This window comes from Streptomyces sp. NPDC039609, assembly GCF_055596705.1.
Genome location: NZ_JBVIUJ010000005.1, coordinates 594123 through 619393 on the forward strand (window position 1 = coordinate 594123; position 25271 = coordinate 619393).

Sequence of the window (25271 nt, forward strand, 5' to 3'; positions counted from 1 at the left end):
TGAACCGCCGCCGTTCTCGCGGAGCTGGTTGCTCGCCGCGGTGGTTCCTCAATTGATGGTTGCGGTGATCCGGTGGAGCCTCACATGCGGAAGACGCCGAAGCCGCGCGCGCCCTCGACCGGTGCCGTGTGGATCGCGGACAGGCACAGCCCGAGGACCGTGCGCGTGTCGCGGGGGTCGATGACGCCGTCGTCGTACAGCCGCCCGGACAGGAACATCGGCAGCGACTCCGACTCGATCTGCGCCTCGACCATCGCGCGCAGCCCGGCGTCGGCCTCGTCGTCGTACGGCTGCCCCTTCGCGGCGGCGCTCGCCCGGGCGACGATCGACAGGACGCCGGCCAGCTGCTGCGGGCCCATGACGGCCGACTTGGCGCTCGGCCAGGCGAAGAGAAAGCGCGGGTCGTAGGCCCGGCCGCACATCCCGTAGTGCCCGGCGCCGTACGACGCGCCCATCAGCACGGACAGGTGCGGCACCTTCGAGTTCGACACCGCGTTGATCATCATCGCGCCGTGCTTGATGATGCCGCCCTGCTCGTACTCCTTGCCGACCATGTAGCCGGTGGTGTTGTGCAGGAAGACCAGCGGGATGTCGCGCTGGTTGGCGAGCTGGATGAACTGCGCCGCCTTCTGCGACTCGGCGCTGAAGAGCACGCCCTGGGCGTTGGCGAGGATGCCGACCGGATAGCCGTGCAGCTCCGCCCAGCCCGTCACCAGGCTCGGCCCGTACAGCGGCTTGAACTCGTCGAAGTCCGAGCCGTCCACGACCCGGGCGATGACCTCGCGCGGATCGAACGGGGTCTTCAGGTCACCCGGCACGATCCCGAGCAGCTCGTCCTCGTCGTACTTCGGGGGCTCCGCGATCGCCGGATCGGCGTGCGCCTTGCGGTGGTTGAGGCGGGCGACGATCCGCCGCGCCTGGCGCAGCGCGTCGGCCTCGTCGACGGCGTAGTGGTCGGCGAGACCGGAGGTGCGGGCGTGCATCTCCGCGCCGCCGAGCGACTCGTCGTCGCTCTCCTCCCCCGTCGCCATCTTCACCAGCGGAGGACCGCCGAGGAAGACCTTGGACCGCTCCTTGATCATCACGGTGTGGTCCGACATGCCGGGGACGTACGCCCCGCCGGCCGTCGAGTTGCCGAAGACCACGGCGATGGTGGGGATGCCGGCGGCGGAGAGCCTGGTCAGGTCGCGGAAGAGCGCCCCGCCGGGGATGAAGATCTCCTTCTGGGACGGCAGATCGGCGCCGCCGGACTCGACGAGCGAGATCACGGGAAGCCGGTTGGCGTACGCGATCTCGTTGGCGCGCAGGGCCTTCTTCAGCGTCCACGGGTTGGAGGCACCGCCGCGCACGGTCGGGTCGTTGGCGGTGATCAGGCACTCGACGCCCTCGACGACGCCGATACCGGTGACGATCGACGCCCCCACCGGATAGTCGCTGCCCCAGGCGGCGAGCGGGGACAGTTCCAGGAACGGGGTGTCCGGGTCGACGAGGAGCTCGATGCGTTCGCGGGCGAGCATCTTGCCGCGCTTGCGGTGCCGTGCGGTGTACTTCTCGCCGCCGCCCGCGAGCGCCTTGGCGTGCTCGGTGTCGAGGGCGGCCAGCTTGTCGAGCATGGCGGCGCGGTGGGCCGCGTAGTCGGGTCCGCCCGTGTCGAGGGCGGAGGCGAGGACGGTCACAGCAGTTCCTCCGGGGCGGTCACAGGAGCTCTTCCGGTACGTCGAGTTCGCGGGCGCGGAGCCACTCGCCGAGTGCCTTGGCCTGGGGGTCGAAGCGGGCCTGGGAGGCGACGCCCTCGCCGAGGAGGCCGGTGACGACGAAGTTCACCGCGCGCAGGTTCGGCAGGACGTGCCGTACGACGTCCAGCCCGGCGGTCTCCGGCAGAAGTCGCTTGAGCCGCTCGACCGTGAGGGTGTGGACGAGCCAGCGCCACGCGTCGTCGGTGCGGACCCAGACGCCGATGTTCGCGTCGCCTCCCTTGTCGCCGCTGCGGGCCCCGGCGACGCGCCCGAGCGGTGCTCGTCGCACCGGGCCCTCGGGGAGCGGCTCGGGCAGCGGAGGTGGGTCGAGCGGCGCCAGTTCCCGGGTGCGGTCGGGTACGGGGAGGGTGACGCGGCTCCCGTCGGGCAGGACGGCGGTGTGCGGGACGTCGGCGGCCGGGACGTGCCGGGCCTCGAAGACGCCGTAGGGCGCGCCCTTGCCGGGCGGGGCGGTGACGTGGAAACCGGGGTAGCTCGCGAGGGCCAGTTCGATCGCGGCGCCGCTGAGGGCACGGCCGACGGGCTCGGGGGCGGGGTCGCGGACGACGAGACGGAGCAGCGCGCTCGCGGTCTCCTCGGTCGCGGCGTCCGCGTGATCGGTACGGGCAAGCTCCCAGCGGACGTCGGCGGGGCGGGACTTGGAGCGCTCGAAGGCGTCCTCGATCTGCTCCCTGACGAGCTGGGCCTTGGCCTCGATGTCGAGACCCGTGAGGACGAGGACGACCTCGTTGCGGTGGCCGCCGATCCTGGTGAACCCCGCCTTGAGGGTGGGCGGCGGCGCCTCGCCCCGTACGCCGTCGATCCGCACCCGGTCCGGCCCGTCCTGGGTGAGCCGTACGGTGTCGAGCCGGGCGGTCACGTCGGGCCCCGCGTAGCGCGCGCCCGACGTCTCGTACAGGAGCTGTGCGGTGACCGTGCCGAGGTCGACGACGCCACCGGTGCCGGGGTGCTTGGTGATGACGGCGCTGCCGTCGGAGCGGAGTTCGGCGAGCGGGAAGCCGGGGCGGCGCAGCGCGCGCGGGTCGTGGTCGGTGAAGAAGGCGTAGTTGCCGCCGGTGGCCTGGGTACCGCACTCCAGGACGTGGCCCGCGACGACCGCGCCCGCCAGCTTGTCGTACTCCTCCGGACCCCAGCCGAAGCGCCACTGCGCCGGCCCGGTGACGAGGGCGGCGTCGGTGACGCGGCCGGTGACGACGACATCGGCGGCGGCCGTCAGGCAGGCGGCGATCCCGGCGCCGCCGAGGTAGGCGTTGGCGGTGAGCACTCCGTGCTCGGTGGGGAGGCGGTCGCCCTCGACGTACGCGATACGGGTGGGGATGCCGAGCCTTCGGCTCAGCTCCCCGAGCGCCTCGGCGAGACCGGCGGGGTTGAGACCACCGGCGTTGGTGACGATGCGGACGCCGCTCTCGTGGGCGAGGCCGAGGCCCTCCTCCATCTGGCGCAGGAAGGTCTTGGCGTATCCGGCGTCCGGGTCCTTCAGAAGGTCCCGGCCGAGGATGAGCATGGTCAGTTCGGCGAGGTAGTCGCCGGTGAGGACGTCGAGTTCGCCGCCCGTGAGCATCTCGCGGACCGCGTCGAAGCGGTCGCCGTAGAAGCCGGAGGCGTTGCCGATACGGAGGAGGTCCACTAGGCCCCCTGCGGCGCGCGGCCGGTGCCGGCGGGGCCCGCGAAGGCCTGGGCGATGGTGAGCCAGTGCGCGGCGTCGGGGCCCTCGGCGCGGAGCGCGGTGTCGTCGGGGTGGACGCGCTGGGTGACGAGCAGACAGAAGTCGAGCGCGGGCCCGGTGATCCTCTGGGCCGCTTCCTGGGGTCCGTACACCCACTCCTCGCCGTCGGGGGCGGCCAGTTCGACGCGGAAGGGCTCCGGGGGCGGGGTGATCCCCCGGACGAGATAGGCGTAGTCGCGGGCGCGGATGCCGATCCAGGCGACGTGGCGCAGCCGGGCGGTCGGCTCGCGTACGACACCGAGGGCGTCGGCGATGTCCTGGCCGTGCGCCCAGGTCTCCATGAGCCGGGCGGTGCCCATGGAGATGGCGCTCATGGGTGGCCCGTACCAGGGGAAACGGGCGCCGGGCGGGGCCGCGCGCAGGGCGCTCTGCAGCCGCTCGCGGCCGACCCGCCACCGTCCGAGCAGCTCGGCGGGCGGGAGCGCGGCGCCCTCCGCCGCCCCGTCGTCGACGAACGTGTCGGGTGCGGCGAGCGCCTTCTCGGCCTCGGCGGTGAAGGCCTCGGGATCGGTGGCGGCGAGCAGGGCCGCCCGGTCGGTCCAGGCGAGATGGGCGATCTGGTGGGCGATCGTCCAGCCGGGGGCGGGTGTGGGCGCTGCCCATCCCTCGTCGCTCAACCCCCGTACGAGAAGGTCGACTTCCTCGCTCTCGCTGCGCAGATCGTCGAGGACGACGGCAGGGTCGGACACGGTGCGCTCCCCTCGGGACACGGGCGTGTGCCGAGGAGCATGGCAGCGGACGGAGAAACAATCAAGCGTGCTTGCTTTAGTTCTTGGGCACGATCGAGCGAGCGCTCCGCCGCCGCGGAGGGATGCGGCAGGGGCGCGGCCCTGACGGCGAGGCGCGCGGCCGGGCGCGGAAGGCGACCGCGCGGCGGCGGCCCGGGAGGCGGGGTGCGGTGCGGGACGGGAGGCGGGGTGCGGTGCGGCCCGGGACGGGAGGCGGGGTGCGGTGCGGCCCGGGACGGGAGGCGGGGTGCGGTGCGGCCCGGGACGGGAGGCGGGGTGCGGTGCGGCCCGGGATATGGGGTGCGGTGCGGCACGGCCCGGGACGTGGGGTGCGGTGCGGCACGGGGCACGAGGCCGGGGTGCAGCCCGGGGCACGAGGAACGGCCCGGGCTGCGGGCACGGGGCACGAAGCCGGGCGCCTCACCGGGGCACGGGGGCCGGGCGTGCGTCGCCGGGCCGCTTCGCTGGAGCGCGCATCGCCGGGGCGAACCACCAGCCCCCGCACCGCCGGGGCGCGCCACCCGGCCGCGCATCGCCGGGGCGCGCCACCCGGCCCCGCATCGCCAGGCCGCGCCACCAGGCCCCGCATCGTCAGGCCGCGCCTCGCCGTTACGGCTCCTGGCGGCGGAGGCCTGACAGGAGGCCGTCCAGGGCGTTCATCGTCAGGTCCAGCGATGCGGGCGTGCCGCCGCGAGCCAGCCAGAGTGCGGCCTCGTTCATCGCGCCCGACAGCAGGCGCGCCAGGGGTTCGACCGGCTGCTCCGCGACGATCCCGGCGTCGATCAGGGCCGCCAGGACCTCGGTCAGATGCCGGGCGGAGGACTCCTCGTCCAGGGCCCGCCACTCCTCCCACCCGAGGACGTTCGGCGCGTCGACCAGCACGATCCGCCGTACGGCCGGGTCCGAGCCGGCCGCGAGGAAGGCCCGGCAGCCGGCGCGCAGCTGCTCCCAGGGGTCGGCGTGCCCCTCCGCCGCCGCCGCGACCCGCTCGCCCAGTTCGTGCTGGACCTCGGCGACCACGGCCCGGAAGAGCCCCGCCTTGCTCTCGAAGTGGTGGTAGGCGGCGCCCTTGGTGACCCCGACGGCCTGGGCCACCTCGGCGAGGACCACGCCGTGGTAGCCGTCCTCGGCGAACCGCCGTCGTCCTTCGGCCAGCAGCGCCCGCCGGGTTGCCGCCCGCCGCTCCGCCCGGCTGCCCGCCGCCCGCTCGTCCGCCATCGCCACGCACCACCCTTCCCGTTTCACATACCCGGGGTATGCTAGCCGCACGGTTCACATACCCGAGGTATGTGAAAGAGAGCGCACGCGCAGAGGAGTCATGCCATGAGAACCGGGCTCGACAGCTTCTACCCCGTGATCTGCACCCGCGACGTCGCCGCGGCACGCGACTTCTACACCCGCCATCTCGGCTTCACGCCGACCTTCGAGGCCGACTGGTACGTGAGCCTGCGCCGCCCCGACGCGCCGCACTACGAGCTCGCGCTGCTCGACCACAGCCACCCGACCCTCCCCGAGGGCCACCGCACCCCCACCCAGGGCGGCCTGCTGCTCAATTTCGAGGTGGAGGACGTGGACGCGGAGCACCGCCGGCTGGTCGGCGAGGCGGGGCTGCCCGAACTGCTCCCGCTGCGCACGGAGGACTTCGGCCAGCGGCACTTCATCGTCGGGGCCCCGGACGGGGTGCTGATCGACGTGATCACGACGACCCCGCCGACCGCCGAGTACGCGGATCAGTACACGCCGGATCAGGGCGCGCCGGATCGGCACACGCCCGCCGACTAGACCTCCGGCGGCAGGGCCGCGCGCTTCACCTGGGTGCGGACCGCGCCCATGCTCGCCGCGATGACCAGGGCGATCGCGAGCGCGTCCGTCAGGGCCAGCGCCTGACTGAGGACGAGGAAGCCGGCGGTCGCGGCGATGGCCGGTTCCAGGCTCATCAGGATGGCGAAGGTGGGGGCGGGCAGGCGGCGCAGGGCGAGGAGTTCGAGGGTGTACGGGAGGACGGACGACATCAGCGCCACACAGAGGCCGAGGCCGATCGTGGAGGGCACGAGCAGCTTGTCGCCCGCCTCGACGATGCCGAACGGCAGGCTGAGCACCGCGCCGAACGCCATCGCCAGCGCCAGCCCGTCCGCCTGCGGGAAGCGCCGGCCGGTACGGGCGCTGAAGACGATGTACGTCGCCCACATCGCCCCCGCGCCGAGCGCGAACGCGGCGCCCACCGGGTCGAGCCGGTCGAAGCCGCCACCGCTGAGCAGGAGGACTCCGCCGAGGGCGAGCCCCGCCCACAGCAGGTTCATCAGCCGGCGCGAGGCGATCACCGAGAGGACCAGCGGACCGAGGACCTCCAGGGTCACGGCGGCTCCGAGCGGGATCCGGTCCGCCGCTTGGTAGAAGAGGATGTTCATGCCCGCCATGGCGGTGCCGAAGGCGACGACCGTGCCCCAGTCGGCGCGACCGTAACCGCGCACCTTGGGGCGGCAGACGATCAGCAGGACGGCGGCGGCGAGGACCAGGCGCAGGGTGACGACGCCGAGGGCGCCGGCGCGGGGCATGAGCAGCACGGCGACCGCCGACCCGAACTGCACGGACAGACCGCCCGCGACGACGAGCGCGACAGGGCCGAGACGGGTGGCGCGAGCCGAGGCCGAGGCGGTCGCCGCCCCCGCGCCCGCGACCGTCCCGCCCGCGACCGTCCCGGCGCTCGTCGGCGCCCCGGCGGCAATGTCCTTGACCGGGCTGTCCACCGGCTCACTCCCTTGCGCAGTTCATCAGACTGGACTCTCAGTCCAGAATACTGCACCCGTCAATCGGGTTCCGCCTCTCACGTTACGAGCCACCGCGCGGCGCGTGAAATGCCGATTGGGCTGCGGTTATGCTCCGAACGCATGAGCCGTACAAGCATCGAGCTACGCCATCTCCGCTGCTTTCTCGCCATCGCCGAGGAGGGCAATGTGACGCGGGCGGCGGCCCGGCTCCACCTCACGCAGCCCGCCGTCTCCCGCACGCTCGCCGCCCTGGAGAAACACCTCGGCACCCGGCTCGTCGACCGCTCCACCCACCACCTGGCGCTGACCGCCGAGGGCCGCGCCTTCCACGACCGGGCCGCCACGGCCGTCGCCGCCTTCGACACGGCCCTGGACCCGGAGCGACTGCGCCGGCGCCCCCTGCGGCTCGGGCACGCGTGGTCGGCCTTCGGCCCGTACACCACTCCCCTGCTCCGGCGCTGGCAGCACGAGCACCCCGAGACGCCCCTGGAGCTCCTGCGCATCGACGACCGCACCGCCGGTCTCGTACGGGGCGAGGTGGACGCGGCGCTGCTGCGGGGGCCGGTGGAGGCGCCGGGCCTGGCGACGGAGGAACTGGCGACGGAGGGCCGGGTCGCCGCCGTCCCGACGGACAGCGACCTGGCGTCCCGTACGTCGCTGACGCTGGCGGACCTCGCGGACGGGACGGTCGTCCTCAACACCGTCTCCGGCACGACGACCCTCGAACTCTGGCCCCCGTCGCGCCGCCCGGCGACCACGCTCACGGTCGCCAACACCGACGACTGGCTGACGGCGATCGCGGCGGGCCGGGGCGTCGGCGTCTCCTCGGCCTCGACGGCCGCCATGCACCCCCACCCCGGCGTGGCCTACCGCCCGCTCCCCGACGCGCCACCGGTCCATGTCCTGCTGGCCTGGCGCGACGCGTCCCCCCACCCGGCGACGGAGCTGCTGGTGGCCCTGGCCCGGGAGGTCGCCCGGGAGTCGTGAAGCCGTCGCGTCACCACGACGTGCGGCTGTCCGTCCCTGGCTCCCTCGAGGCGACGACGCGTCGGGCCGTGACGCGGGATCGGGCAACAACATCCTGGGGTTCCCTCGCGACGGTCGACGGGCGCGGTGAGCGGGAACGCGCCGTCCTAGAGCACCGCCTCGTCGCCGGCGGGGAACGGTGCGCCGTGCCCGGGAACGATCACGTCGGACGCCTTCAGGACCCGGAGGCGGTTGTCACGGAGGAGGTCGCGGTCGGGGGCGACCGGGTCCTCGGCCGGGCCGTCCGGGCGCCACCAGAGATCGCCGACGAAGGCGACGACGCCCTCGGCCGTACCGGCGAGGAGAGTGATGTCCTCGGGGCTGTGGCCCGGGGTGCGGATCAGGCGCAGGGACGGGGTCAGTTCATAGCCCTCGGCGTCCCGGTCGGTCCACTGGTCGTCGAGGTACTCCGCCTTGTGGTCGTGGACGCGCGCCGAGCCGAACAGGCCCACGTTCATGGTGTTGTCGGGGTGGTGGTGGCTGAGCACGACATCGGTGATGTCCTCCGGGCCCAGGCCCAGTTCGGCGAGCGGGCCGAGGATGCGGTCGCGGCTCGCGACCATGCCGGGGTCGACGATCACATGGCGGTCGCCGTCGGACACGTACGAGACCGTGGCGGCGACGCCCGGGCCCGTGGAGGTGGTGTAACCGGTGGTCAGGACGGTGTAGTTGGCGGTGTTGCCGCGCGGCTGGTCTGTCATGTGCCCAAGCTTCGCCGGGCGGAAGGCCATCGACGAGTGGCCGTACTGCCACCCATCGCGGGTTTTGTGCCACACTCCCCGCGCACCCGGCTCCCCGCATGCCACACTCCGCCCCATGACGCCGTTCCTGAACGTCGCCGCCTACGCCCCGCCCCGCGTCGGGATGCTCGCCGTCGGCCTCGTCTCCGAAGTCTTCAGCGCTCCCCCCGCAGGCCTCCCGCGCTTCGACTTCGCGCTCTGCGCCGACCGGCCCGGGCAGGTCCCGACCGACCTCGGCGTCCCGCTCGCCGTCGAGCACGGGCTCGACCGGCTCGCCGCCGCGGATCTCGTACTCGTCCTGCCCTGGGCCGACTTCCGCACCCCGCCGGCCGCGCCCGTGCTCGACGCGCTCCGCGCCGCCCACGCACGCGGCGCGCTGGTCGGGTCGCACTGCGTCGGTGCGTTCGCCCTCGCCGCGGCCGGGCTGCTCGACGGGCTGCGGGCCACCACGCACTGGCGGTTCGCCGATCTGCTCGCGAGCCGCCACCCGTCCGTGACCGTCGAGCGGGACGCCCTGTACGTCGACGAGGGCCGGATCATCACGGGCGCGGGCGCGGCGGCCGGATTCGACCTCTGTCTGCATCTGCTGCGCCGGGAGTACGGAGCGGCCGCCGCGAACGCGGTCGCCCGGGACCTCGTCCTGCCGCCGCACCGCGACGGCGGACAGGCGCAGTACGTCACCGCGCCCGTCCCCGAGGACTGCGAGGACGAACGGCTCTCCGGCGTCCTCGCCTGGGCCCGGGCCCACCTCCACGAGCCGCTGCCCGTGGCCGAACTGGCCCGCCGCGCCCTGATGAGCCGCCGCTCCTTCGCCCGCCGCTTCGCCGCCGCGACCGGGACGACGCCCCACGCCTGGGTCCTCGGCCTGCGGCTCGGCCGGGCGGAGGAGCTCCTGGAGACGACCGACCTGCCGGTCGAGGAGATCGCCCGTCTCGTCGGCTACGGCAGCGCGGCGGTCCTGCGCGAACAGTTCGTCCGCCGCCGCGGGGTGCCGCCCCGCACCTACCGCCGTACGTTCACGAGGACGGACGCGGCGGGCGCGGAGGCACAGCGGCCCCTGGAGCGGCGGGCCTAGGGAGTGTCCGCAAGGTATCGCCGTCCGCCCGCAGGGCGTCGCGGACCAGGCGAGACTCTGCGGACAGGACCTAGCTCTCGCGGCCCGTGGTGGAGCCGAAGCCCAGCCAGGTGTGGCGGTTGCCCCACCAGCACCAGCCGACCTTCGGGGCGTCGCGCCGCTCGCGGCCGTCCCGGCCCGTGCCGTTGCTGATCCAGATCGCGGGGGTACGGGCGTCCAGGGTGCCGTTCGCCTTGCGCAGCCGGGAGCCGATGGTCATGAAGCAGCGGTTGCGCTCCAGGACCTCCGGCTGCTGGAGCACCCAGTGGATGCCCTCGGTGAGCAGCAGCGGGGTGCGGTCCTGCTCGGTGAGGGCGGGCAGGGCCTCCTCCGGGCTCCAGTTGGCCATGTGGTCACCGCGGTCGACGCCGGTGACCAGGTAGAGGGGGCCGTCGGGCAGCTCGACGGCGCCGGACGGGGCGAAGTCGTCGACGTCGGGCATGTCGACGACGACGAAACCGGGCTTGCCCTCGCGCCGGAGCAGCGGTGCGAGGGCGGAGGCGGGGGCCCGGTCCGGGTGGACGGCGAGCAGGGCGACACCGTTTCCGTCCGCGCCGCCGGCGCCCGCGGCGAAGGCGCGCAGCTCGTCGGCGGGGATCCCCGCGAGCTCGTGCACCCCGAGCTCGATCAGGCGCTCGGCCTGGGCGGCGAGCGGCGGGAGCGGGGTCACGGTGGAGGGCGACGCGGGTGTGGGCACGGGACTCCTCGGTCGGTGGTGCGCAGTGGTGGTCCCGAGAGGAACGAGGCGGCCCGGCGAAATGTTCCCGTCAGACCCGGGACGCGGACGCACGCCACTCGCGCCCGATGTCGCGCATCAGCGGCGGGTAGACGATGAGGTGCCGGAAGGGGGCGATCGCGGCCATGTAGGCCTTGCCGAGAAGGCCGTTGGGCTTCACGAGGACGGCCATCTGACCCCGGTAGCCGCCCGCGCCGTCGGGGACCCAGCTCAGGTGCATCACTCCGTGCACGGTCCGGTTGGCCATCTCCGCCGCCCACTCGTCGTCCCTCAGGTAGACGGAGGTGAAGGGCAGCAGGTCGAACTCGGGTCCGGCCGGGCCGTCGCGGAGGTCCTGCGGCAGCCGGTCGCGCAGGGTCGGCACCCGGGAGCCGATGCCCTTCTCCTTGTCGTCCCAGCCGAGCAGCTTGCCGAGCTTCCAGCGGATCGCGAAGAGCAGGCGGGCGATCCGGGAGGAGTTGTCACCCGTGTCGCCGCCGGCGAAGTTCCGTACCAGGCGCGGGAATTCGTCGGGGCCGCCAGGTGTGGGCAGTGCCCAGACGTCGTAGAGGCGGAAGTCAGGCGCTATCTCGTGGATCCGCCAGGGGCGGGACGTGTGCGCGGACGTGGGAAGTTCCATGATGTGCCTCCTGCGGTTCGTTCCGTACAGAGGAGTGCGTCGTGCGGGGGTCGAGCCCGAGGGCGCCCGCGACCGCGGCGACCACGAGTGACGCGTCGTCGGGCACCCGCCCGGCGAGGGCGATCGAGGTGCCTTCGAGCGCTCCGGCATAGGCGAGCGCGACATCCCCGGCGGGGGGACCCGCGGGGATCGTCCCCGCCGCGCGTCCGGCCTCGATGTACCCGGTGCAGAGGTCGAGGAGCTGGCGGTAGCCCGTCTCCACCTGGTGTCCGATCGGATGGTCCTGTCCGGCGAACTCCAGGCGCAGCGCCACGACCACGCGGGCGATGTCGCGCCGGCAGAAGACGGTGTGGGCACGGGCGAGCTTGAGCAGCGCCGCGAGCGGATCCGACTCCCGCTCGACGTGCCGCCCGACCTCGCGGTCCCACATCTCGAAGACCCACTCGGACACGGCGAGGGCGAGGTCCTGCTTGTCCTTGAACTGGTGGTACAGCGCACCGCGCGTGTACCCGGCGTCCCTGGCCACCTGCTCCAGCACGAGGTTGCTGTACCCGTACCGGGACAGCCCCCGAGCAGCCGACTCCAACAGCGCACCACGCGTCCGCTCCCGCCGCTCGGCCTGGGTCGAACGCCGGGGACGCGGAGAGCCGGCCTGCTCACGTACATTCATGCATGTATGTTACTGCTCCCGCAGCGCCTCCGCCAGGACTTCCGCGACATGGCGGGCTCGACGGCCCGCCAGATCGTCGATCTGGGTGCGGCAGGAGAAGCCGTCGGCCAGGAGGACCGCGTTGTCGGCCGACGCCCGGATCGCCGGCAGGAGTTGGTCCTCGGCGCAGGCCACCGAGACCTCGTAGTGGCCCGGTTCGAAGCCGAAGTTGCCCGCAAGGCCGCAGCAGCCTCCGCTCAACTCGCCGACCAGGCCCATCCGTTCACGGAGCCGGCGGTCCGGGTCGTCGCCCAGGACCGCATGCTGGTGGCAGTGGGTCTGGCCGGCCACCGGATGGTCGAGGCGCGGCGGTTCCCACTCGGGCGCGAACTCCTCCAGGGCCTCCGCGAAGGTCCGTACGGAGGACGCCAGCGTCCGGGCGCGCGGGTCGTCCGGGAGGAGTTCCGGGAGATCGGTCCGCAGGGTCGCCGCGCAGGAGGGTTCGAGGACGACCACGGGATGGCCGAGCTTGGGCTCCATCACGTCGAGCGTCCTGCGCATCGCCTTCCGCGCCCGGTCCAGCTGCCCCGTCGACACATACGTCAGCCCGCAGCACACCCGCCCCGGCGGCAGCCCCACTCCCAGTCCAGCCGCGTGCAGCACCCGTACCGCCGAGCGGCCCACGTCGGGCGCCAGGTGGTTGGTGAACGTGTCGGGCCACAGCAGCACGTCCACCGCCTCCTCCAGACGCGCCCCGAACCAGGACACGAACGTCAGCGCCGCCACCCGCGGCAGCTTCCGCTCCGCAGTGACACCGGCGAACCGGGAGGGGAACATCCGCGCCACGTTCAGCGCCGGCCCGAACAGCCGCAGCCACTCCGGCAGCCGCCCCATCGTCAGATGCGAGCGCGGCCGCCGCCGGTCCGCGTAGTGGCGGTCCAGGAACTCCGCCTTGTACGCGGCCATGTCCACTCCCACCGGACAGTCGCTCCGGCACCCCTTGCACGACAGGCACAGGTCGAGGGCCTCCTTGACCTCCTCCGAGCGCCAGCCGTCCGTGATCACCTCGCCGAGCGCCATCTCGTGCAGCAGCCGCGCCCTGCCCCGCGTCGAGTGCTGCTCCTCCCCCGTCGCACGGTACGAAGGACACATCACCCCCGGTCCCGAAGTGGGCCCCTCCACCCGGCACTTGGCAACACCCACACAGCGCGCCACCTCCCGGCCCACCACCGGCAGCCCCTGGAAACGCAGATTCGCGTCCAGCGGCGCCGGGCGCACCAGCATCCCCGGGTTCAGACCGCCGTCCGGGTCCCACACGTCCTTCACCGCACCGAACAGCGACACCAGCTCGGAGCCGTACATCTTCGGCAGCAGCTCCGCCCGCGCCTGCCCGTCCCCGTGCTCCCCCGACAGCGAGCCCCCGTGCGCGACCACGAGATCCGCCACCGCCTCCGAGAACTCCCGGAAGCGGCCCACCCCCGCCCCGGTGTAGAGGTCGAAGTCGATACGGACGTGGATGCAGCCGTCGCCGAAGTGGCCGTACGGAGTCCCCCGGAGACCGTGCTCGGCAAGGAGCGCACGGAACTCGCGCAGGTACGCGCCCAGCCGCGCCGGCGGCACCGCGCAGTCCTCCCACCCCGGCCAGGCCTCCGCACCTCCCCCGGACTCGTTCCGGGAGGCACCCCCGGGCATCCGGGTCGCCGTGCCCGCCGCGTCCTCCCGGATCCGCCACAGCGCCCGCTGATCGGTCGCATCGACCACCACCGAGGCGTCCAGCGCGTCCGCCGCCCTCACCAGCTCGCGGGCCGCCGCCTCCCCGTCCGTCTCCACGAAGAGCCAGGCCCCGCCGCGCGGCAGCCCGGAAGCGCCCCGCACCAGATCGGCCGCCATCCCCTCCACCGTCAACGGCCGGTACGGAAGGAGCCCCGCCGCCGCGTCGGCCGCCGCGCTCTCGTCCGCGTAGCCGAGGACCGCCAGGACCGGCGAGGCGGGCAGCTGGACCAGCCGTACGGTCGCCTCCGTCACCACCCCGAGCGTCCCCTCGCTCCCGCAGAGCAGCCGGGCCACGTCGCCGCCCCGCTCCGGCAGCAGCGCGTCGAGCGCGTAGCCGGAGATCCGGCGCGGCAGCCCCGCCGGGTACCCCGTCCGCACCAGCGCCAGGTTCCGGTCGATCAGCTCCCGCAGCCCCGCCGGAGCTCCCTGCCAGTCCCGCCCGAGCAGCAGCGCCTCGCCCCCGTACGTACGGACGTCGAGGGAGAGGACGTTGTCGGCGGTCGTGCCCCACGCCACCGAGTGCGCCCCGCACGCGTTGTTCCCGATCATGCCGCCGAGGGTGCAGCGGCTGTGCGTCGACGGATCGGGGCCGAAGGTCAGCCCGTACGGGCGAACCGCGTCCCGCAGCCGGTCCAGGACCACCCCGGGCTGGACGACGGCCGTCCGCGCCTCGTGGTCGACGGAGACGACCGTCCGCATATGGCGTGTGAAGTCGAGCACGACGCCCGTGCCGGTCGCCTGGCCCGCGATCGACGTGCCGCCGCCCCGCGCGACCACCGGCACCCCGCGTTCGCGGCAGACGGACAGCACCGCCGCCACGTCCCCGGCGTCCCGGGGCGCGACCACACCCAACGGCACCCGGCGGTAGTTGGAGGCGTCCATCGTCATCAGGGCCCTGGCCGTGACGCCGAAATCGACGTCTCCGGCCACGGCCGAGCGGAGGGCGGCCTCCAGCTCGGACAGCTCGTGGTGTTTTCGCACGAGGTCAGGATGTCTCACCTGTCGTCTCATCCGGCGGACATCGTTCCGCCGTGGCCCTTCCGACCGGATACGCTCCGCCTCGTGGCTGAGATCCAGATTCCCGCTGACATCAAGCCCGCCGACGGCCGTTTCGGCGCGGGCCCCTCCAAGGTGCGTACGGAGGCGCTGGACGCCCTGGCCGCGACCGGCACCTCCCTCCTCGGCACGTCCCACCGCCAGGCCCCGGTCAAGAACCTGGTCGGCGAGGTACGTGCCGGAGTGCGTGACCTCTTCTCGCTGCCCGAGGGTTACGAGGTGATCCTGGGCAACGGCGGCTCCACCGCCTTCTGGGACATCGCGACCCACGGGCTCATCGAGTCGAAGTCGCAGCACCTGAACTTCGGCGAGTTCTCCTCCAAGTTCGCGAAGGCCGCGAAGCTGGCCCCCTGGCTGGCCGAGCCGACCGTGATCTCCTCCGACCCGGGCACCCACCCGGAGCCGCAGGCCGAGGCGGGCGTCGACGTCTACGCGTTCACGCACAACGAGACCTCCACCGGTGTCGCGGCCCCGGTCAAGCGGGTCGCGGGCGCCGACGAGGGCGCGCTCGTCCTGGTCGACGCGACCTCCGGCGCGGGCGGCCTGCCGGTCGACATCACCGAGTCGGACGTCTACTACTTCGCCCCGCAGAAGTCCTTCGCCGCCGACGGCGGCCTGTGGCTGGCGGCGTTCTCGCCGGCCGCCCTGGAGCGCGCGGCCCGTATCCACGCGTCCGGCCGGCACATCCCGGAGTTCTTCTCCCTGCCGACGGCGATCGACAACTCGCTGAAGAACCAGACGTACAACACCCCTGCGCTCTCGACCCTCTTCCTGCTCAACGAGCAGCTGAAGTGGATCAACGGCCAGGGCGGTCTGGACTGGGCCGTGGCCCGGACGAAGGAGTCCTCCCAGGCGCTGTACGGCTGGGCCGAGGAGTCCAAGTACGCGACGCCGTTCGTGACCGACGCGGCGAAGCGTTCGCAGGTCATCGGCACGATCGACTTCTCCGAGGACGTCGACGCGGCGGCGGTCGCCAAGGTGCTGCGCGCCAACGGCATCGTGGACACCGAGCCGTACCGCAAGCTGGGCCGCAACCAGCTGCGCATCGCGATGTTCCCGGCGATCGACCCGGCGGACGTGCGGGCGCTCACGGCCTGCATCGACTACGTGATCGAGAAGCTGTAACACCTGGTCGCACGAAGGGCCCGGCACCGACCACGGTCGGTGCCGGGCCTCGTGCGTTCTCCCCTCACCCCACCTGCGCCTTCACGTGGTCGACCACCGCGTTGAACTCGGCGGTCGGCGAGAACTCCACGACGTCGACGTCCTCCAGCGCCTCGGGGGCATGACCGGGTCCCCAGTAGTAGGCCTGGCCGGCCTCGTAGATCTCCTCGCCCGAAGCGGTCCGCACCCTGAGCCGGCCCTTGAACAAGTAACCCCAGTGGGGGCACTGGCACAGGTCGCCTTCGAGGCCCTTGAGCGCGGGCGCCATGTCGGTGCCCTTGGGAAGGTGGATGAAGGCGACGGTCATGTCGCCCCCGGCCTCCTGCATCCGGAAGTCCAGACCGCCGCCTTCCATGGCGACCGGGGTGCCCTCACGGGTGAATCCCGTCATGATCCCTCCACGCCTCGTCGTTCCCGGCTCTCCTTCCAGTCTCGGCCCGGCGGCCCGCCCGGTCGACGCGGGGAGAGGAACCGCAGGTCAGCGGCTGAGCCGCTGGAACCTGCGCACCGCCAGTGGCAGGAAGACCGCGGTCAGGATCAGCGGCCAGAGGACGGCCATCAGGAGCGCGTGCTGCTCCACCCAGCTCCCGCCGCCCGCGCCCGGGTTGCCGAAGAGCTCGCGGGTGGCCGCGACCGTCGAGGAGATCGGGTTCCAGGCCGCGACGGGGGCCAGCCAGCCCGGCATCAGGGACGGGGCCACGTACACGCTGGAGATCATCGTGATCGGGAAGATCACGGCGTAGAGCGCGCCGGCGGTCTCCGTGTTCGGGACGATCAGCCCGCACCAGACGCCCACCCAGATCAGGCTGAAGCGCAGGAGCAGCAGCAGGGCGAAGGCGAGCAGCGTGCCGCCGACGCCGCCGTCCGAGGTCCAGCCGATGGCGAGGGCGGTGGCGGCGAGGATGGCGAGTTCGGCGGAGGCGACCAGCAGGTCGGACAGGCCGCGGCCGGCGGTGACGGCGGAGGGAGCCATCGGCATGGACCGGAACCGGTCCATGACCCCCTTGCCGGAGTCGGAGACGACGGCGGTGGCGGTGTTCATGAGGCCGAAGGTCATCGTCATGGTGAACATCCCCGGCATGAGGAAGTCCTTGTAGTCACCGCCCCCGGGGACCCGCATCGCGCTGCCGAAGACGAAGCCGTAGAGCAGGACGGAGACGATCGGGAAGCCGAGCTGCCAGAGGATGGCGACGGGCTGGCGGCGGTAGTTGAGCAGGGTGCGGAGGACGAGGGTGGCGCAGTCGGCCATCGCCCAGTAGGCGCGGCTGCGAGTGGCGACCGGGGTCCTGGTCCGGTCCTCCGTGGCGGCGGTCGTCATGCGACTGCGACTCCTTGGGTGTCGGGGCGCGTGGCGCCCGGTTCGTCGGTGGTGGCGTCCGCGCTCGGGCGGCCCGTCAGGGTCAGGAAGACGTCGTCCAGGCTGGGGCGGCGCAGGCCGAGGTCCTCGACGGCGATCCGCTCGTCCCGCAGGGTGCGCGCGACCTCGGTGAGGGCGGCGACCCGGTCGGTGACGGGGGCGTAGAGGCGGCGGTCGGCCTCGTCCACGGCGGGCTCGGCGGCCGCGACCCGGGCGAGGACCTTCCGTACGGCCGGCAGGTCGGCCGCCTCCGCGACCACGACCTCGATCCGGTCGCCGCCGACCCGGTCCTTCAGCCCGTCGGGGGTGTCGTCGGCGATGGCCCGGCCGTGGTCCATGACCGTGATCCGGGAGGCGAGCCGGTCGGCCTCGTCGAGGTACTGGGTGGTGAGCAGCACGGTCGTACCGCCGGCCACGAGGGCCCGGACGGCGCCCCAGACCTCACCGCGGCCGCGCGGGTCGAGGCCGGTGGTCGGCTCGTCGAGGAAGAGGACGTCGGGCGCCAGGATCATCGAGGCGGCCAGGTCGAGGCGGCGGCGCATCCCGCCGCTGTAGGTGCCCGCGTTCCGGTCGGCGGCCTCGGTGAGCTGGAAGCGGTCGAGGAGTTCGCCGGCGCGGGCGCGGGCCCGACGTGCGCCCAGGTGGAAGAGACGGCCGAAGATCTCCAGGTTCTGCCGGCCGCTGATGCCCTCGTCCACGGCGGCGTACTGGCCGGCCAGGCCGATGCGGCCGCGGACGGCGCGCGGATCGCGGACCACGTCGATCCCGGCGACCTCGGCGCGGCCGCCGTCGGACTTCAGGAGCGTGGCGAGGACGCGTACGGCGGTGGTCTTGCCCGCGCCGTTGGGGCCGAGGAGGCCGTGGACCGTGCCGGGGCGGACGGCGAGGTCGAAGCCGTCGAGAGCGAGGGTGCTCGCGCGCCCCCGGCCACCGCCCTTCCTCCCGCCCTTGTCTCCGTACCACTTGCGCAGGCCCTCGACGAGGACCGCGTGTTCGTACATGGGAATCCTCCACTCAGCGAAACTGAGTACACCGTACCCGATTCAGAGTACGGTGTACTCAGTTTTAAGGTGAGGCCATGAAGGACGCGACGACGAGCAGCCTGGAACTCCTGTGGGGCACGGGCGAACGCCCCAGCCGCGGCCCCAAGCCGGGCCTCACCCTCGACCGGATCGTCACGGCCGCGGTCGGCGTCGCCGACATGGAGGGGCTCGACGCCGTCTCCATGCGGCGCGTGGCGACGGAACTCGGCGTGGGGACGATGTCGCTCTACCGGTACGTCCCCGGCAAGACCGAGCTGCTCGACCTGATGCTCGACCGCGTCCAGGGCGAGTCCTTCGAGGACGGCCCGGAGATCCCCACCCACTGGCGCGACACCGTCGAGCAGCTCGCGCGCTCGTACCGCGAGCTGTACCAGGCCCATCCCTGGCTGCTCAGGGTCAACCAGGCACGCTCGGTCCTCGGGCCGAGCGCGCTGCGCGGGCTCGAGCTCTGCCTCTCCGGCCTGAAGGGACCGCACGGGATGGGACTGAGCGACCCCGAGACGATCGGGGTGATCATCTCCGTGCAGAGCTATGTCGCGGGCGTCGCCCGCATGGAGATCCAGGCCGCCGAGGCCGCGAAGGAGACGGGCGTCGACGACGAGGAGTTCTGGAGGGGCCAACAGCCCTTCCTCGAGCGGGCGATGGCCTCGGGCGACTACCCGCACATGGCGGCCCTCGCCGAGGACACCTTCTCCCGCGACTTCGACCACTTCGCCTTCGGGCTCGAACGCCTCCTCGACGGCTTCGAGGCGCTCGTCAGCGGCGGCGCAGGAGGCGCTTCCCGCCGATGACCAGGGCGGTCGCGGCGCCGAGGACGATCACGCCGACGGTGAAGTTGCCGCGGTCCTCGGTGGTGGTGGACGCGTCCGCGCCCGGGGCCTTCGGCGGTGAGCCGGGGGCCGGGGTCGAGGGACGCGGGGCAGGGGACCGGTCCACGCGGACGACCTTGCTGTTCGCACCCTCCGAGCCGAACATCAGCGCCTTGCCGTCCTCGGTGTACGTCACCGACTCCGCCTGCCCCTGGAAGGGCGCCCCCACGCTCGCGCCCTCGTCACCGAGGCGGCCGTCCTTCCACAGGTACTCCTTCGCGGTGAAGTAGCCGCGCAGCGTCAGCCGTTCGCCGTCGGGCGAGAAGGCCCCGTCGGTCACCCATGGCACGTCGTCGACGCGCCGGAAGACGTTCGTCCCCCCGGAGGAGAGCCGCTCGGGGCCCGCGTAGAGCCCCCCGCCGTCCTGGTTCTTGCTGGCGATGTAGACCCGGCCCGTCTTCGGATGGACCATCAGCGCCTCGGCGTTGCGGGGCCCGTCCGCGTACTTCACGTCGTACTGCTTCGCCGTGACCGTCTGGTCCTTCAGCTGCTTCGGCTCGGGGAAGCGGTAGATCCAGACGTGGTCCCAGCTGCCGTCCTTGTTGTCTCCGATGTCGCCGACATGGATGTCGCCGTCCGGGCCGACGGCGATCGCCTCCATGTCGCGCGGCGTGCCGACGCCCTTCATGGTGAGCGTCGCGACCGTCTCGCCGGTACGGGAGTCGATGCCGTAGATCAGGGGTGAGTCCTGGTCGTTGTGCGTCCAGTAGACGCCCGGGTGAGCGTGACTGGCGGCGAGACCGCTGGACTCGGCGATCCGGGGGTCCTTGATCGTGAAGTCCTGATCCACCTCGGCGGCCACGGCGGGGCCGGCCGCCGTGAGCAGGACCAGGGCGGCGGCACCGGAGACGCGCAGAAGCGATCGCATGGACCAAGCCTGCCACGGGGCCGAGGGGTGGCCGGGATCACGTCGCAGGCCCCGCTCGGGCTCCGCGATGATGTGACCATGCGTTTTATGTTCGTCGGCGACAGCATGACCATCGGACGCGCCGGCGACTACACGTGGCGCTATCGGATGTGGCAGCACCTGGAGACCGTGCTGCCCGGGCGGTACGAGATCGTCGGGCCGCGCACCGAGCTGTACGACACGGGCGCCGACGCGCCCCTCTCGCACGACTACGCCGACCCGGACTTCCCCGCGCCCGCCCGGCGCCATCTGGCCGGCTGGGGCGAGGGCTGGCTGCACATGGCGCCGCTGATCGGCGAGGCGGTCGGCACGACCGGGGCGGACGTCCTGCTGGTCTCTCTCGGCCTGATCGACCTCGGCTTCTACACCAACAGCGACCAGACGGCCGAGAACACACGCGCGTTCGTCACCGCGGCCCGCGCGGCGAACCCGCACGTCAGGACCGTGGTCATGCCGGTCATCCCGAACGTGCGGGCCGAGTACGACGCGCCGTTCGCCGCCGAGTGCGAGCGCTTCAACGAGCTGCTCGCGAAGGCGGTCGCCGATCTGGACACCGCCACGTCGCCGCTGCTGCTGGCGACGACCCCGGAGTCGTACGACATCCACGCGGACACCTACGACGGCACCCACCCGGGCCCGTCCGGCGAGCACAAACTGGCGGGCTCCTTCGCGGCGGCGATGCATCAGGCGTGGGGGCTGGGGTCCCTCTACCAGGCCCTCTGACAGCCGGGCACGGGCACTGACAGGCCCTCACGAACCCTGTCAGCGCACGGTCCACGCGGTGTCAGCGCGGGTCGGCATCGTCTTCCTCGTCAGGAACGACGACACGCCGACCAGGAAGCAGGACCCACCGTGAACGCCGACCTCGCCGCCCTCATGCAGCTGCTCATCGCCCTCGCCTTCGTCAGCATCCCGATCGTCCGCCACCGCTTCGGCGGGTCGGCCACGACCGCCGCGGAGGACGAGCTCACCCGCCAGGGCATACGGCCCGAGGTCCTGGAGGAGAACAACCTCAAGTTCGACGCGAGCGGCCACGAGACGTGGGCCCCGGTCTCGGTCGGCGTGATCATGGTCGCCCTGGCCGCGCTCAACGTCACCGGGAGCGACTGGGCCCAGATGCTGACCTGGATCTTCCAGTCGCTCGTCATCGTCATGAACGGCCTGATCCTCTACAGCAACCTGACCGCCGTCTCCGCCGTGCGCGCCGCCTTCCAGCGCAAGGGCGACCCGGAGCTGGCCCGCGTCGATGTCCCGGCCTTCCTCAAGGCCGCCGAGAACGCCTTCCCGGGCTGGGTCCGGATCCAGCAGAACATCCGGCACGCCATCGTCTTCGGCGGCTCGGTCCTGGCGCTCGTCGCCGTCTCGCTCTGACTCCCCCCGTGCCGGCCCTCACCCCCTCGGAGCCTCCTCCCACCGGCTCCCCTCCCACCGGCCCTCCTCCCACCGACCCGCTCGTGACGGCCTCGCCGTCATGCCGAGCGGGTCAGTCGGTTCGCCAGGGTCGACAGGGTGTACGTGCCGATACCGAGCACCACCTCCAGGGCGTTCTGCCGGGAGTATCCGGCGTCGAGGAACCGCGCCAGCTCCTCGTCGCTCACCGCCCCGGACGAGGCGAGGACCTGAAGCGTGAACTGCCGTACGGACTCAAGCCGTTCCGGCCGCTCGGCCGGACCCAGCTTGGCCAGCTTGGTCTCGTGGATGCCGACGCACAGATGACACTGGTTGCGTTCGGCGACCGTCAGGATCACGGTCTCGCGGGAGTGCGGGTCGAGCGTCGTGGACTCGAACAGCGCACTCGTCTTCAGGAAGCCGTCCAGCGCGTGCGGGGACTCGGCCATGCGGGCGACGGCCTGCGGGAGGTGGCCCCAGGCGGCGGACACGCTCTCCATGGAGCGACGTGAGGCGGCGGGGGCGGTCTCCACGGTGTGGTCGGTGAACAAGGCGGCTCCTGGGAGTAAGAGTAGAATCGACAACATGGTTGACCATGCGAACAAGAGAAACGTAAACCAGGTTGTCGATATGGGCAAGGGGGAATCCGTAGCGGGATTCGAGCTGCCGCTGCTCCTCTTCGCCGGCTTCCGCACCCTCATCGACCGGCTCCACGCCGAACTCGCCCGCCAGGGCCACCCCGACATGCGCCCCGCCCACGGCTTCGCCATGCAGGCCATCGGCGCGGGCGGCCCCCGGGGTGCCACCGCGAGCGACATCGGACGCCGCCTGGGCGTCTCCAAGCAGGCCGCGGGCAAGACCGTCGACCGCCTCCTCGCCGTCGGCTACGCAGAGCGCGCCGACGACCCGGCCGACGCCCGCCGCAAACTCGTCCGCCTCACCCCACGCGGCCACGACGCCCTGGCCCGCTCCGCCACGATCTTCGACGAGCTCCACGCGGAATGGTGCGCCACCCTCGGCACCGAACGGGTACGGAACATGGAGACCGCGCTGCGCCAGGTCGTCCCCCCGGAGACCGCCTTCCGCCTCGACGCCGGCAGCTGGCTCGGCGGCTGACCCCAACGACCGCGCACCGAACCCCCCTTGCCTGGAGCGCGCTCCAAGGCGTTGGCTTGGGGACCATGAAGTACACGCAGCTCGGACGCACCGGACTCAAGGTCAGCCGACTCGTCCTCGGCACGATGAACTTCGGACCTCAGACCGACGAGGCCGACAGTCACGCGATCATGGACTCCGCCCTCGACGCGGGTATCAACTACTTCGACACGGCCAATGTGTATGGGTGGGGCGAGAACAAGGGGCGCACCGAGGAGATCATCGGTACCTGGTTCGCCCAGGGCGGCGGCCGACGGGAGAAGACGGTCCTCGCCACCAAGGTCTACGGCTCCATGTCACGCGAGGGTGAGACCTGGCCCAACGAGGACCGGCTGTCGGCGCTGAACATCCGCCGGGCCGTCGAGGCCTCCCTCAAGCGGCTCGGCACCGACTACATCGACATCTACCAGTTCCACCACATCGACCGCCTCACCCCCTTCGAGGAGATCTGGCAGGCGGTCGAGGTCCTGGTGCAGCAGGGCAAGATCCTCTACGCCGGCTCCTCCAACTTCCCCGGCTACAAGATCGCCCAGGCGAACGAGACCGCCGCCCGGCGCGGCTCGTACGGTCTTGTCAGCGAGCAGTGCCTGTACAACCTCTACGAGCGCCGCGCCGAGATGGAGGTCATCCCGGCGGCCCGGGAGTACGGCCTCGGGGTCATCCCCTGGTCCCCGCTGCACGGCGGCCTCCTCGGCGGCGTCATCCGCAAGGAGGCCGCGAGCGGGCGGCGCGCCTCCGGCCGGACCGCCGAGGCGCTGACCGACACCGCGGTCCGGGCACAGATCCAGGCGTACGAGGACCTCCTCGACAAGCACGGCCTGGAGCCCGGCGAGACGGCCCTGGCGTGGCTGCTGACCCGCCCCGGTGTCACGGGCCCGATCGTCGGCCCGCGCACGTCCGAGCAGCTGGAAAGCGCCCTGCGCGCACTGGAACTGGAGCTGGGTGAAGAGCTGCTGACCTCGCTCGACGAGATCTTCCCGGGCCCGGGCCCGTCCCCGGAGGCCTTCGCCTGGTGAGTGCGGAGAACCGTGCGTGAACGGCCGTCGCCCCGCCGCCGGGGTGACGGCCGGCACAGGCGATGTCCTCCACCATCAGCGCGAAGGGCTTGGAGTCGCGGCGCTTGCGCCGGCGCAGCAGGGCGACGGCTGCCGCGTTGCGGGCGTCCGCGACCAGGTGGAAGCCGCCGACGCTCTTGACGGCCACGATCCGGCCGGCGGCCAGGGCCGCCGTCGTGGCGGTCAGCGCCTCGTCCTCCCGGGCGATCTCGCCCTCGGGCGAGGACAGGGTCAGCCGGGGCCCGCAGTCGGGGGAGGCGTTCGGCTGGGCGTGGCACCGCCGGTCCGCGCGGTCCTCGTACTCCGACCTGCACCGCTCGCACATCCGGAAGACCGCCATGGTGGTCTGTTCCCGGTCGTACGGCAGGCGCCGGTCAGCGAGTAACGGGGCCCGCAGTGCGTGCAGTTGGTGAAGGGGTAGCGGTGCCTGCGGTCCGCCGGGTCCCGCACCTCCGCCAGGCACGCGTCGCACACATGCGAGTCGGGCGCCACGATGGTGCCGGTCCGGCCGTCGCGTACGCTCGCGCGGATCTCGAACCCGCTGTACGCGTCGGCCGGTGCCAGGTCGTCGCGGCTCTCGAACCGCAGGCGCCGATGTCGCGTACGACGACCTCCACCGTCCTGGCGCCACCGATGATGTGATGCACCATCAGGAAGACGATGCGGTCGTCGTCGGCGAGCCGGAGCAGCTTCAGCCGGGCGGGCGGCCCGTGCTCCAGGTCGAAGGGCCGGTCGCCCTCCTCCCACACGAACGCCGCGAGGTCCTCCGGGGCGGCCGCCTCGATCACCTCGACCGGCAGCCGCAGGGTCGGGACGACCACCTGGGGCAGCACCCCGGCCTCCACCCGCAGCGAGCTGCGCAGGGTCTCGTGCCGGGCCACGACCGCGTTCCAGGCCTCCTCCAGGAGCGGGACGTCCAGCACGCCGTACAGCCGTACGGCGGCCAGGATCGCCGGAGCGGGCCCCGCGCTGCCCGCGAGCCCCTCCCACATGCCCTCCCGGGTCACCGCGGCCCGGAATCTCAACTCCCCCGCCGGCCGCGGGAGCACCCGCATGCCGTCGGCGGCGACCCCCTGTCGGCGACGCATCAGCGCCGCCTCGAGGCGGGCGCGGGCCGCCTGATCCGTCCTGTCCAGCCGTGCTCGCGTCATACACCGATGGGATCAACCCGGCGGTGTCCCGGGCAGCCAGGAGGATCCCCGACGACCGCAGGCCCGAGCGCCGTCGCCGTAGCGTTCACCTGCAACCCATTGCAATGCCAAGCCGGAGTGCATTGCGTTAGCCTTCAAAGCGTTGCAACGAAATTCCTGCCCTGAACTGCAGTGATGTCGATCCTGCGCAACGCATGTGTTGCCAGACTTGTGAACGCAACGTAGCTTTTCCCTCATCGGAAACAGCGGGCGGACGGAACGCCCGCCGCAGAAGAAGGAGAAGCACCATGCAGAAGTTCGACACCCCCGCCCCGGTCTCCACCGTCCTCGACATCCCCGCCGGACGCGTCCAGATCATCGCCGCCGACCGCACCGACACCACCGTCGAGATCCGGCCCACCAACGCCTCGAAGAGCCGCGACGTGAAGGCCGCGGAGCAGACCACGGTCGAATACACCGACGGAGCCCTGCGGATCGCCGTCCCGGCCA

26 protein-coding genes and 2 pseudogenes are annotated in these 25271 nt (G+C 72.5%); 10 read left to right on the forward strand and 18 right to left on the reverse strand.

Annotated elements, in window-relative coordinates; all coding sequences use genetic code 11:
- Nucleotides 1-80: 80 nt before the first annotated feature.
- The 4 genes from ACZ561_RS18130 to ACZ561_RS18145 all read right to left on the reverse strand — a co-directional run bounded on the left by ACZ561_RS18130 (nucleotide 81) and on the right by ACZ561_RS18145 (nucleotide 5429).
- Complete coding sequence (locus ACZ561_RS18130) at nucleotides 81-1676, reverse strand: acyl-CoA carboxylase subunit beta (RefSeq protein ID WP_470995779.1); 1596 nt, start codon at nucleotides 1674-1676, stop codon at nucleotides 81-83.
- A 19-nt stretch (nucleotides 1677-1695) separates the two neighbouring features.
- On the reverse strand, nucleotides 1696-3384 hold the full coding sequence (locus tag ACZ561_RS18135) for an acyclic terpene utilization AtuA family protein (protein WP_470995782.1): 1689 nt from the start codon (nucleotides 3382-3384) through the stop codon (nucleotides 1696-1698).
- The gene (locus ACZ561_RS18140; RefSeq protein ID WP_470995785.1) at nucleotides 3384-4172 is read right to left on the reverse strand and encodes a TIGR03084 family metal-binding protein; all 789 of its coding nucleotides are present in this window, start codon (nucleotides 4170-4172) and stop codon (nucleotides 3384-3386) included. The genes ACZ561_RS18135 and ACZ561_RS18140 overlap by 1 nt, the downstream gene beginning before the upstream one ends.
- A 648-nt stretch (nucleotides 4173-4820) precedes the next feature.
- Entirely contained in the window at nucleotides 4821-5429 is a 609-nt protein-coding gene (locus ACZ561_RS18145) for a TetR/AcrR family transcriptional regulator (RefSeq protein WP_470995919.1), read from the reverse strand.
- Between the two features lie 105 nt (nucleotides 5430-5534).
- Here ACZ561_RS18145 and ACZ561_RS18150 point away from each other — a divergent pair, with 105 nt between their 5' ends.
- Nucleotides 5535-5993, forward strand: a complete 459-nt coding sequence (locus ACZ561_RS18150) for a VOC family protein (protein ID WP_470995788.1) — start codon at nucleotides 5535-5537, stop codon at nucleotides 5991-5993.
- On the opposite strand, the gene ACZ561_RS18155 is transcribed toward ACZ561_RS18150, so the two are convergent.
- Complete coding sequence (locus tag ACZ561_RS18155) at nucleotides 5990-6937, reverse strand: EamA family transporter (protein ID WP_470995921.1); 948 nt, start codon at nucleotides 6935-6937, stop codon at nucleotides 5990-5992. The two genes, ACZ561_RS18150 and ACZ561_RS18155, sit on opposite strands and share 4 nt — an antisense overlap.
- 129 nt (nucleotides 6938-7066) lie before the next feature.
- Between ACZ561_RS18155 and ACZ561_RS18160 the strand changes: the two genes are divergently transcribed.
- Nucleotides 7067-7966 (forward strand): LysR family transcriptional regulator, encoded by a 900-nt coding sequence (locus ACZ561_RS18160; RefSeq protein WP_470995791.1) that lies wholly within the window; start codon nucleotides 7067-7069, stop codon nucleotides 7964-7966.
- A 146-nt stretch (nucleotides 7967-8112) separates the two neighbouring features.
- Here ACZ561_RS18160 and ACZ561_RS18165 read toward each other — a convergent pair whose 3' ends face one another.
- Complete coding sequence (locus tag ACZ561_RS18165) at nucleotides 8113-8706, reverse strand: MBL fold metallo-hydrolase (protein WP_470995794.1); 594 nt, start codon at nucleotides 8704-8706, stop codon at nucleotides 8113-8115.
- A gap of 115 nt (nucleotides 8707-8821) precedes the next feature.
- On the opposite strand from ACZ561_RS18165, the gene ACZ561_RS18170 reads away from it, so the two are divergent.
- On the forward strand, nucleotides 8822-9820 hold the full coding sequence (locus ACZ561_RS18170; RefSeq protein ID WP_470995797.1) for a GlxA family transcriptional regulator: 999 nt from the start codon (nucleotides 8822-8824) through the stop codon (nucleotides 9818-9820).
- 70 nt (nucleotides 9821-9890) lie between these two features.
- On the opposite strand, the gene ACZ561_RS18175 is transcribed toward ACZ561_RS18170, so the two are convergent.
- From ACZ561_RS18175 to ACZ561_RS18190, 4 genes are all read right to left on the reverse strand, one after another.
- Nucleotides 9891-10556 (reverse strand): DUF5701 family protein, encoded by a 666-nt coding sequence (locus ACZ561_RS18175; protein WP_470995800.1) that lies wholly within the window; start codon nucleotides 10554-10556, stop codon nucleotides 9891-9893.
- Nucleotides 10557-10626: 70 nt separating this feature from the next.
- The gene (locus ACZ561_RS18180) at nucleotides 10627-11214 is read right to left on the reverse strand and encodes a DUF2867 domain-containing protein (RefSeq protein ID WP_470995803.1); all 588 of its coding nucleotides are present in this window, start codon (nucleotides 11212-11214) and stop codon (nucleotides 10627-10629) included.
- Nucleotides 11153-11884 (reverse strand): TetR/AcrR family transcriptional regulator, encoded by a 732-nt coding sequence (locus ACZ561_RS18185; protein ID WP_470995806.1) that lies wholly within the window; start codon nucleotides 11882-11884, stop codon nucleotides 11153-11155. The genes ACZ561_RS18180 and ACZ561_RS18185 overlap by 62 nt, the downstream gene beginning before the upstream one ends.
- A gap of 9 nt (nucleotides 11885-11893) precedes the next feature.
- On the reverse strand, nucleotides 11894-14647 hold the full coding sequence (locus ACZ561_RS18190) for an FAD-binding and (Fe-S)-binding domain-containing protein (RefSeq protein WP_470995809.1): 2754 nt from the start codon (nucleotides 14645-14647) through the stop codon (nucleotides 11894-11896).
- 51 nt (nucleotides 14648-14698) lie between these two features.
- On the opposite strand from ACZ561_RS18190, the gene serC reads away from it, so the two are divergent.
- The gene (gene serC / locus ACZ561_RS18195; protein ID WP_470995812.1) at nucleotides 14699-15817 is read left to right on the forward strand and encodes a phosphoserine transaminase; all 1119 of its coding nucleotides are present in this window, start codon (nucleotides 14699-14701) and stop codon (nucleotides 15815-15817) included.
- A gap of 64 nt (nucleotides 15818-15881) precedes the next feature.
- On the opposite strand, the gene ACZ561_RS18200 is transcribed toward serC, so the two are convergent.
- The 3 genes from ACZ561_RS18200 to ACZ561_RS18210 all read right to left on the reverse strand — a co-directional run bounded on the left by ACZ561_RS18200 (nucleotide 15882) and on the right by ACZ561_RS18210 (nucleotide 18214).
- The gene (locus tag ACZ561_RS18200) at nucleotides 15882-16247 is read right to left on the reverse strand and encodes a cupin domain-containing protein (RefSeq protein WP_470995815.1); all 366 of its coding nucleotides are present in this window, start codon (nucleotides 16245-16247) and stop codon (nucleotides 15882-15884) included.
- Nucleotides 16248-16334: 87 nt separating this feature from the next.
- On the reverse strand, nucleotides 16335-17174 hold the full coding sequence (locus tag ACZ561_RS18205) for an ABC transporter permease (protein ID WP_470995818.1): 840 nt from the start codon (nucleotides 17172-17174) through the stop codon (nucleotides 16335-16337).
- On the reverse strand, nucleotides 17171-18214 hold the full coding sequence (locus tag ACZ561_RS18210) for an ATP-binding cassette domain-containing protein (protein WP_470995821.1): 1044 nt from the start codon (nucleotides 18212-18214) through the stop codon (nucleotides 17171-17173). Before ACZ561_RS18210 ends, ACZ561_RS18205 begins: the two co-directional genes overlap by 4 nt.
- A 77-nt stretch (nucleotides 18215-18291) precedes the next feature.
- Here ACZ561_RS18210 and ACZ561_RS18215 point away from each other — a divergent pair, with 77 nt between their 5' ends.
- Entirely contained in the window at nucleotides 18292-19047 is a 756-nt protein-coding gene (locus ACZ561_RS18215; RefSeq protein ID WP_470995824.1) for a TetR/AcrR family transcriptional regulator, read from the forward strand.
- Here the strand turns inward: ACZ561_RS18215 and ACZ561_RS18220 are convergent.
- Complete coding sequence (locus tag ACZ561_RS18220) at nucleotides 19013-19993, reverse strand: WD40 repeat domain-containing protein (protein WP_470995827.1); 981 nt, start codon at nucleotides 19991-19993, stop codon at nucleotides 19013-19015. The two genes, ACZ561_RS18215 and ACZ561_RS18220, sit on opposite strands and share 35 nt — an antisense overlap.
- 78 nt (nucleotides 19994-20071) lie before the next feature.
- Here ACZ561_RS18220 and ACZ561_RS18225 point away from each other — a divergent pair, with 78 nt between their 5' ends.
- Nucleotides 20072-20755: a GDSL-type esterase/lipase family protein gene (locus tag ACZ561_RS18225; protein WP_470995830.1), complete on the forward strand. Its 684-nt coding sequence runs from the start codon at nucleotides 20072-20074 to the stop codon at nucleotides 20753-20755.
- 129 nt (nucleotides 20756-20884) lie between these two features.
- Nucleotides 20885-21403, forward strand: a complete 519-nt coding sequence (locus tag ACZ561_RS18230) for a hypothetical protein (RefSeq protein ID WP_470995833.1) — start codon at nucleotides 20885-20887, stop codon at nucleotides 21401-21403.
- Between the two features lie 98 nt (nucleotides 21404-21501).
- On the opposite strand, the gene ACZ561_RS18235 is transcribed toward ACZ561_RS18230, so the two are convergent.
- Nucleotides 21502-21972, reverse strand: coding sequence for a carboxymuconolactone decarboxylase family protein (locus ACZ561_RS18235; protein ID WP_470995836.1), 471 nt, complete (start codon nucleotides 21970-21972; stop codon nucleotides 21502-21504).
- Nucleotides 21973-22051: 79 nt separating this feature from the next.
- Between ACZ561_RS18235 and ACZ561_RS18240 the strand changes: the two genes are divergently transcribed.
- Both ACZ561_RS18240 and ACZ561_RS18245 read left to right on the forward strand, forming a co-directional pair.
- On the forward strand, nucleotides 22052-22537 hold the full coding sequence (locus tag ACZ561_RS18240) for a MarR family winged helix-turn-helix transcriptional regulator (RefSeq protein ID WP_470995839.1): 486 nt from the start codon (nucleotides 22052-22054) through the stop codon (nucleotides 22535-22537).
- A gap of 65 nt (nucleotides 22538-22602) precedes the next feature.
- Nucleotides 22603-23592, forward strand: a complete 990-nt coding sequence (locus ACZ561_RS18245) for an aldo/keto reductase (RefSeq protein ID WP_470995842.1) — start codon at nucleotides 22603-22605, stop codon at nucleotides 23590-23592.
- A gap of 106 nt (nucleotides 23593-23698) precedes the next feature.
- Here ACZ561_RS18245 and ACZ561_RS18250 read toward each other — a convergent pair.
- From ACZ561_RS18250 to ACZ561_RS18260, 3 genes and pseudogenes are all read right to left on the reverse strand, one after another.
- Nucleotides 23699-23971 (reverse strand): annotated as a pseudogene (locus ACZ561_RS18250) (carbamoyltransferase HypF); the annotation flags it as partial.
- Complete coding sequence (locus ACZ561_RS18255) at nucleotides 23863-24123, reverse strand: hypothetical protein (RefSeq protein ID WP_470995845.1); 261 nt, start codon at nucleotides 24121-24123, stop codon at nucleotides 23863-23865. The gene ACZ561_RS18255 and the pseudogene ACZ561_RS18250, both read right to left, overlap by 109 nt.
- A complete protein-coding gene (locus ACZ561_RS18260) occupies nucleotides 24006-24782 on the reverse strand; it encodes a condensation domain-containing protein (RefSeq protein WP_470995848.1) in 777 nt (258 codons plus the stop codon). Before ACZ561_RS18260 ends, ACZ561_RS18255 begins: the two co-directional genes overlap by 118 nt.
- 287 nt (nucleotides 24783-25069) lie before the next feature.
- On the opposite strand from ACZ561_RS18260, the pseudogene ACZ561_RS18265 reads away from it, so the two are divergent.
- Nucleotides 25070-25271 (forward strand): annotated as a pseudogene (locus tag ACZ561_RS18265) (DUF4097 family beta strand repeat-containing protein); the annotation flags it as partial.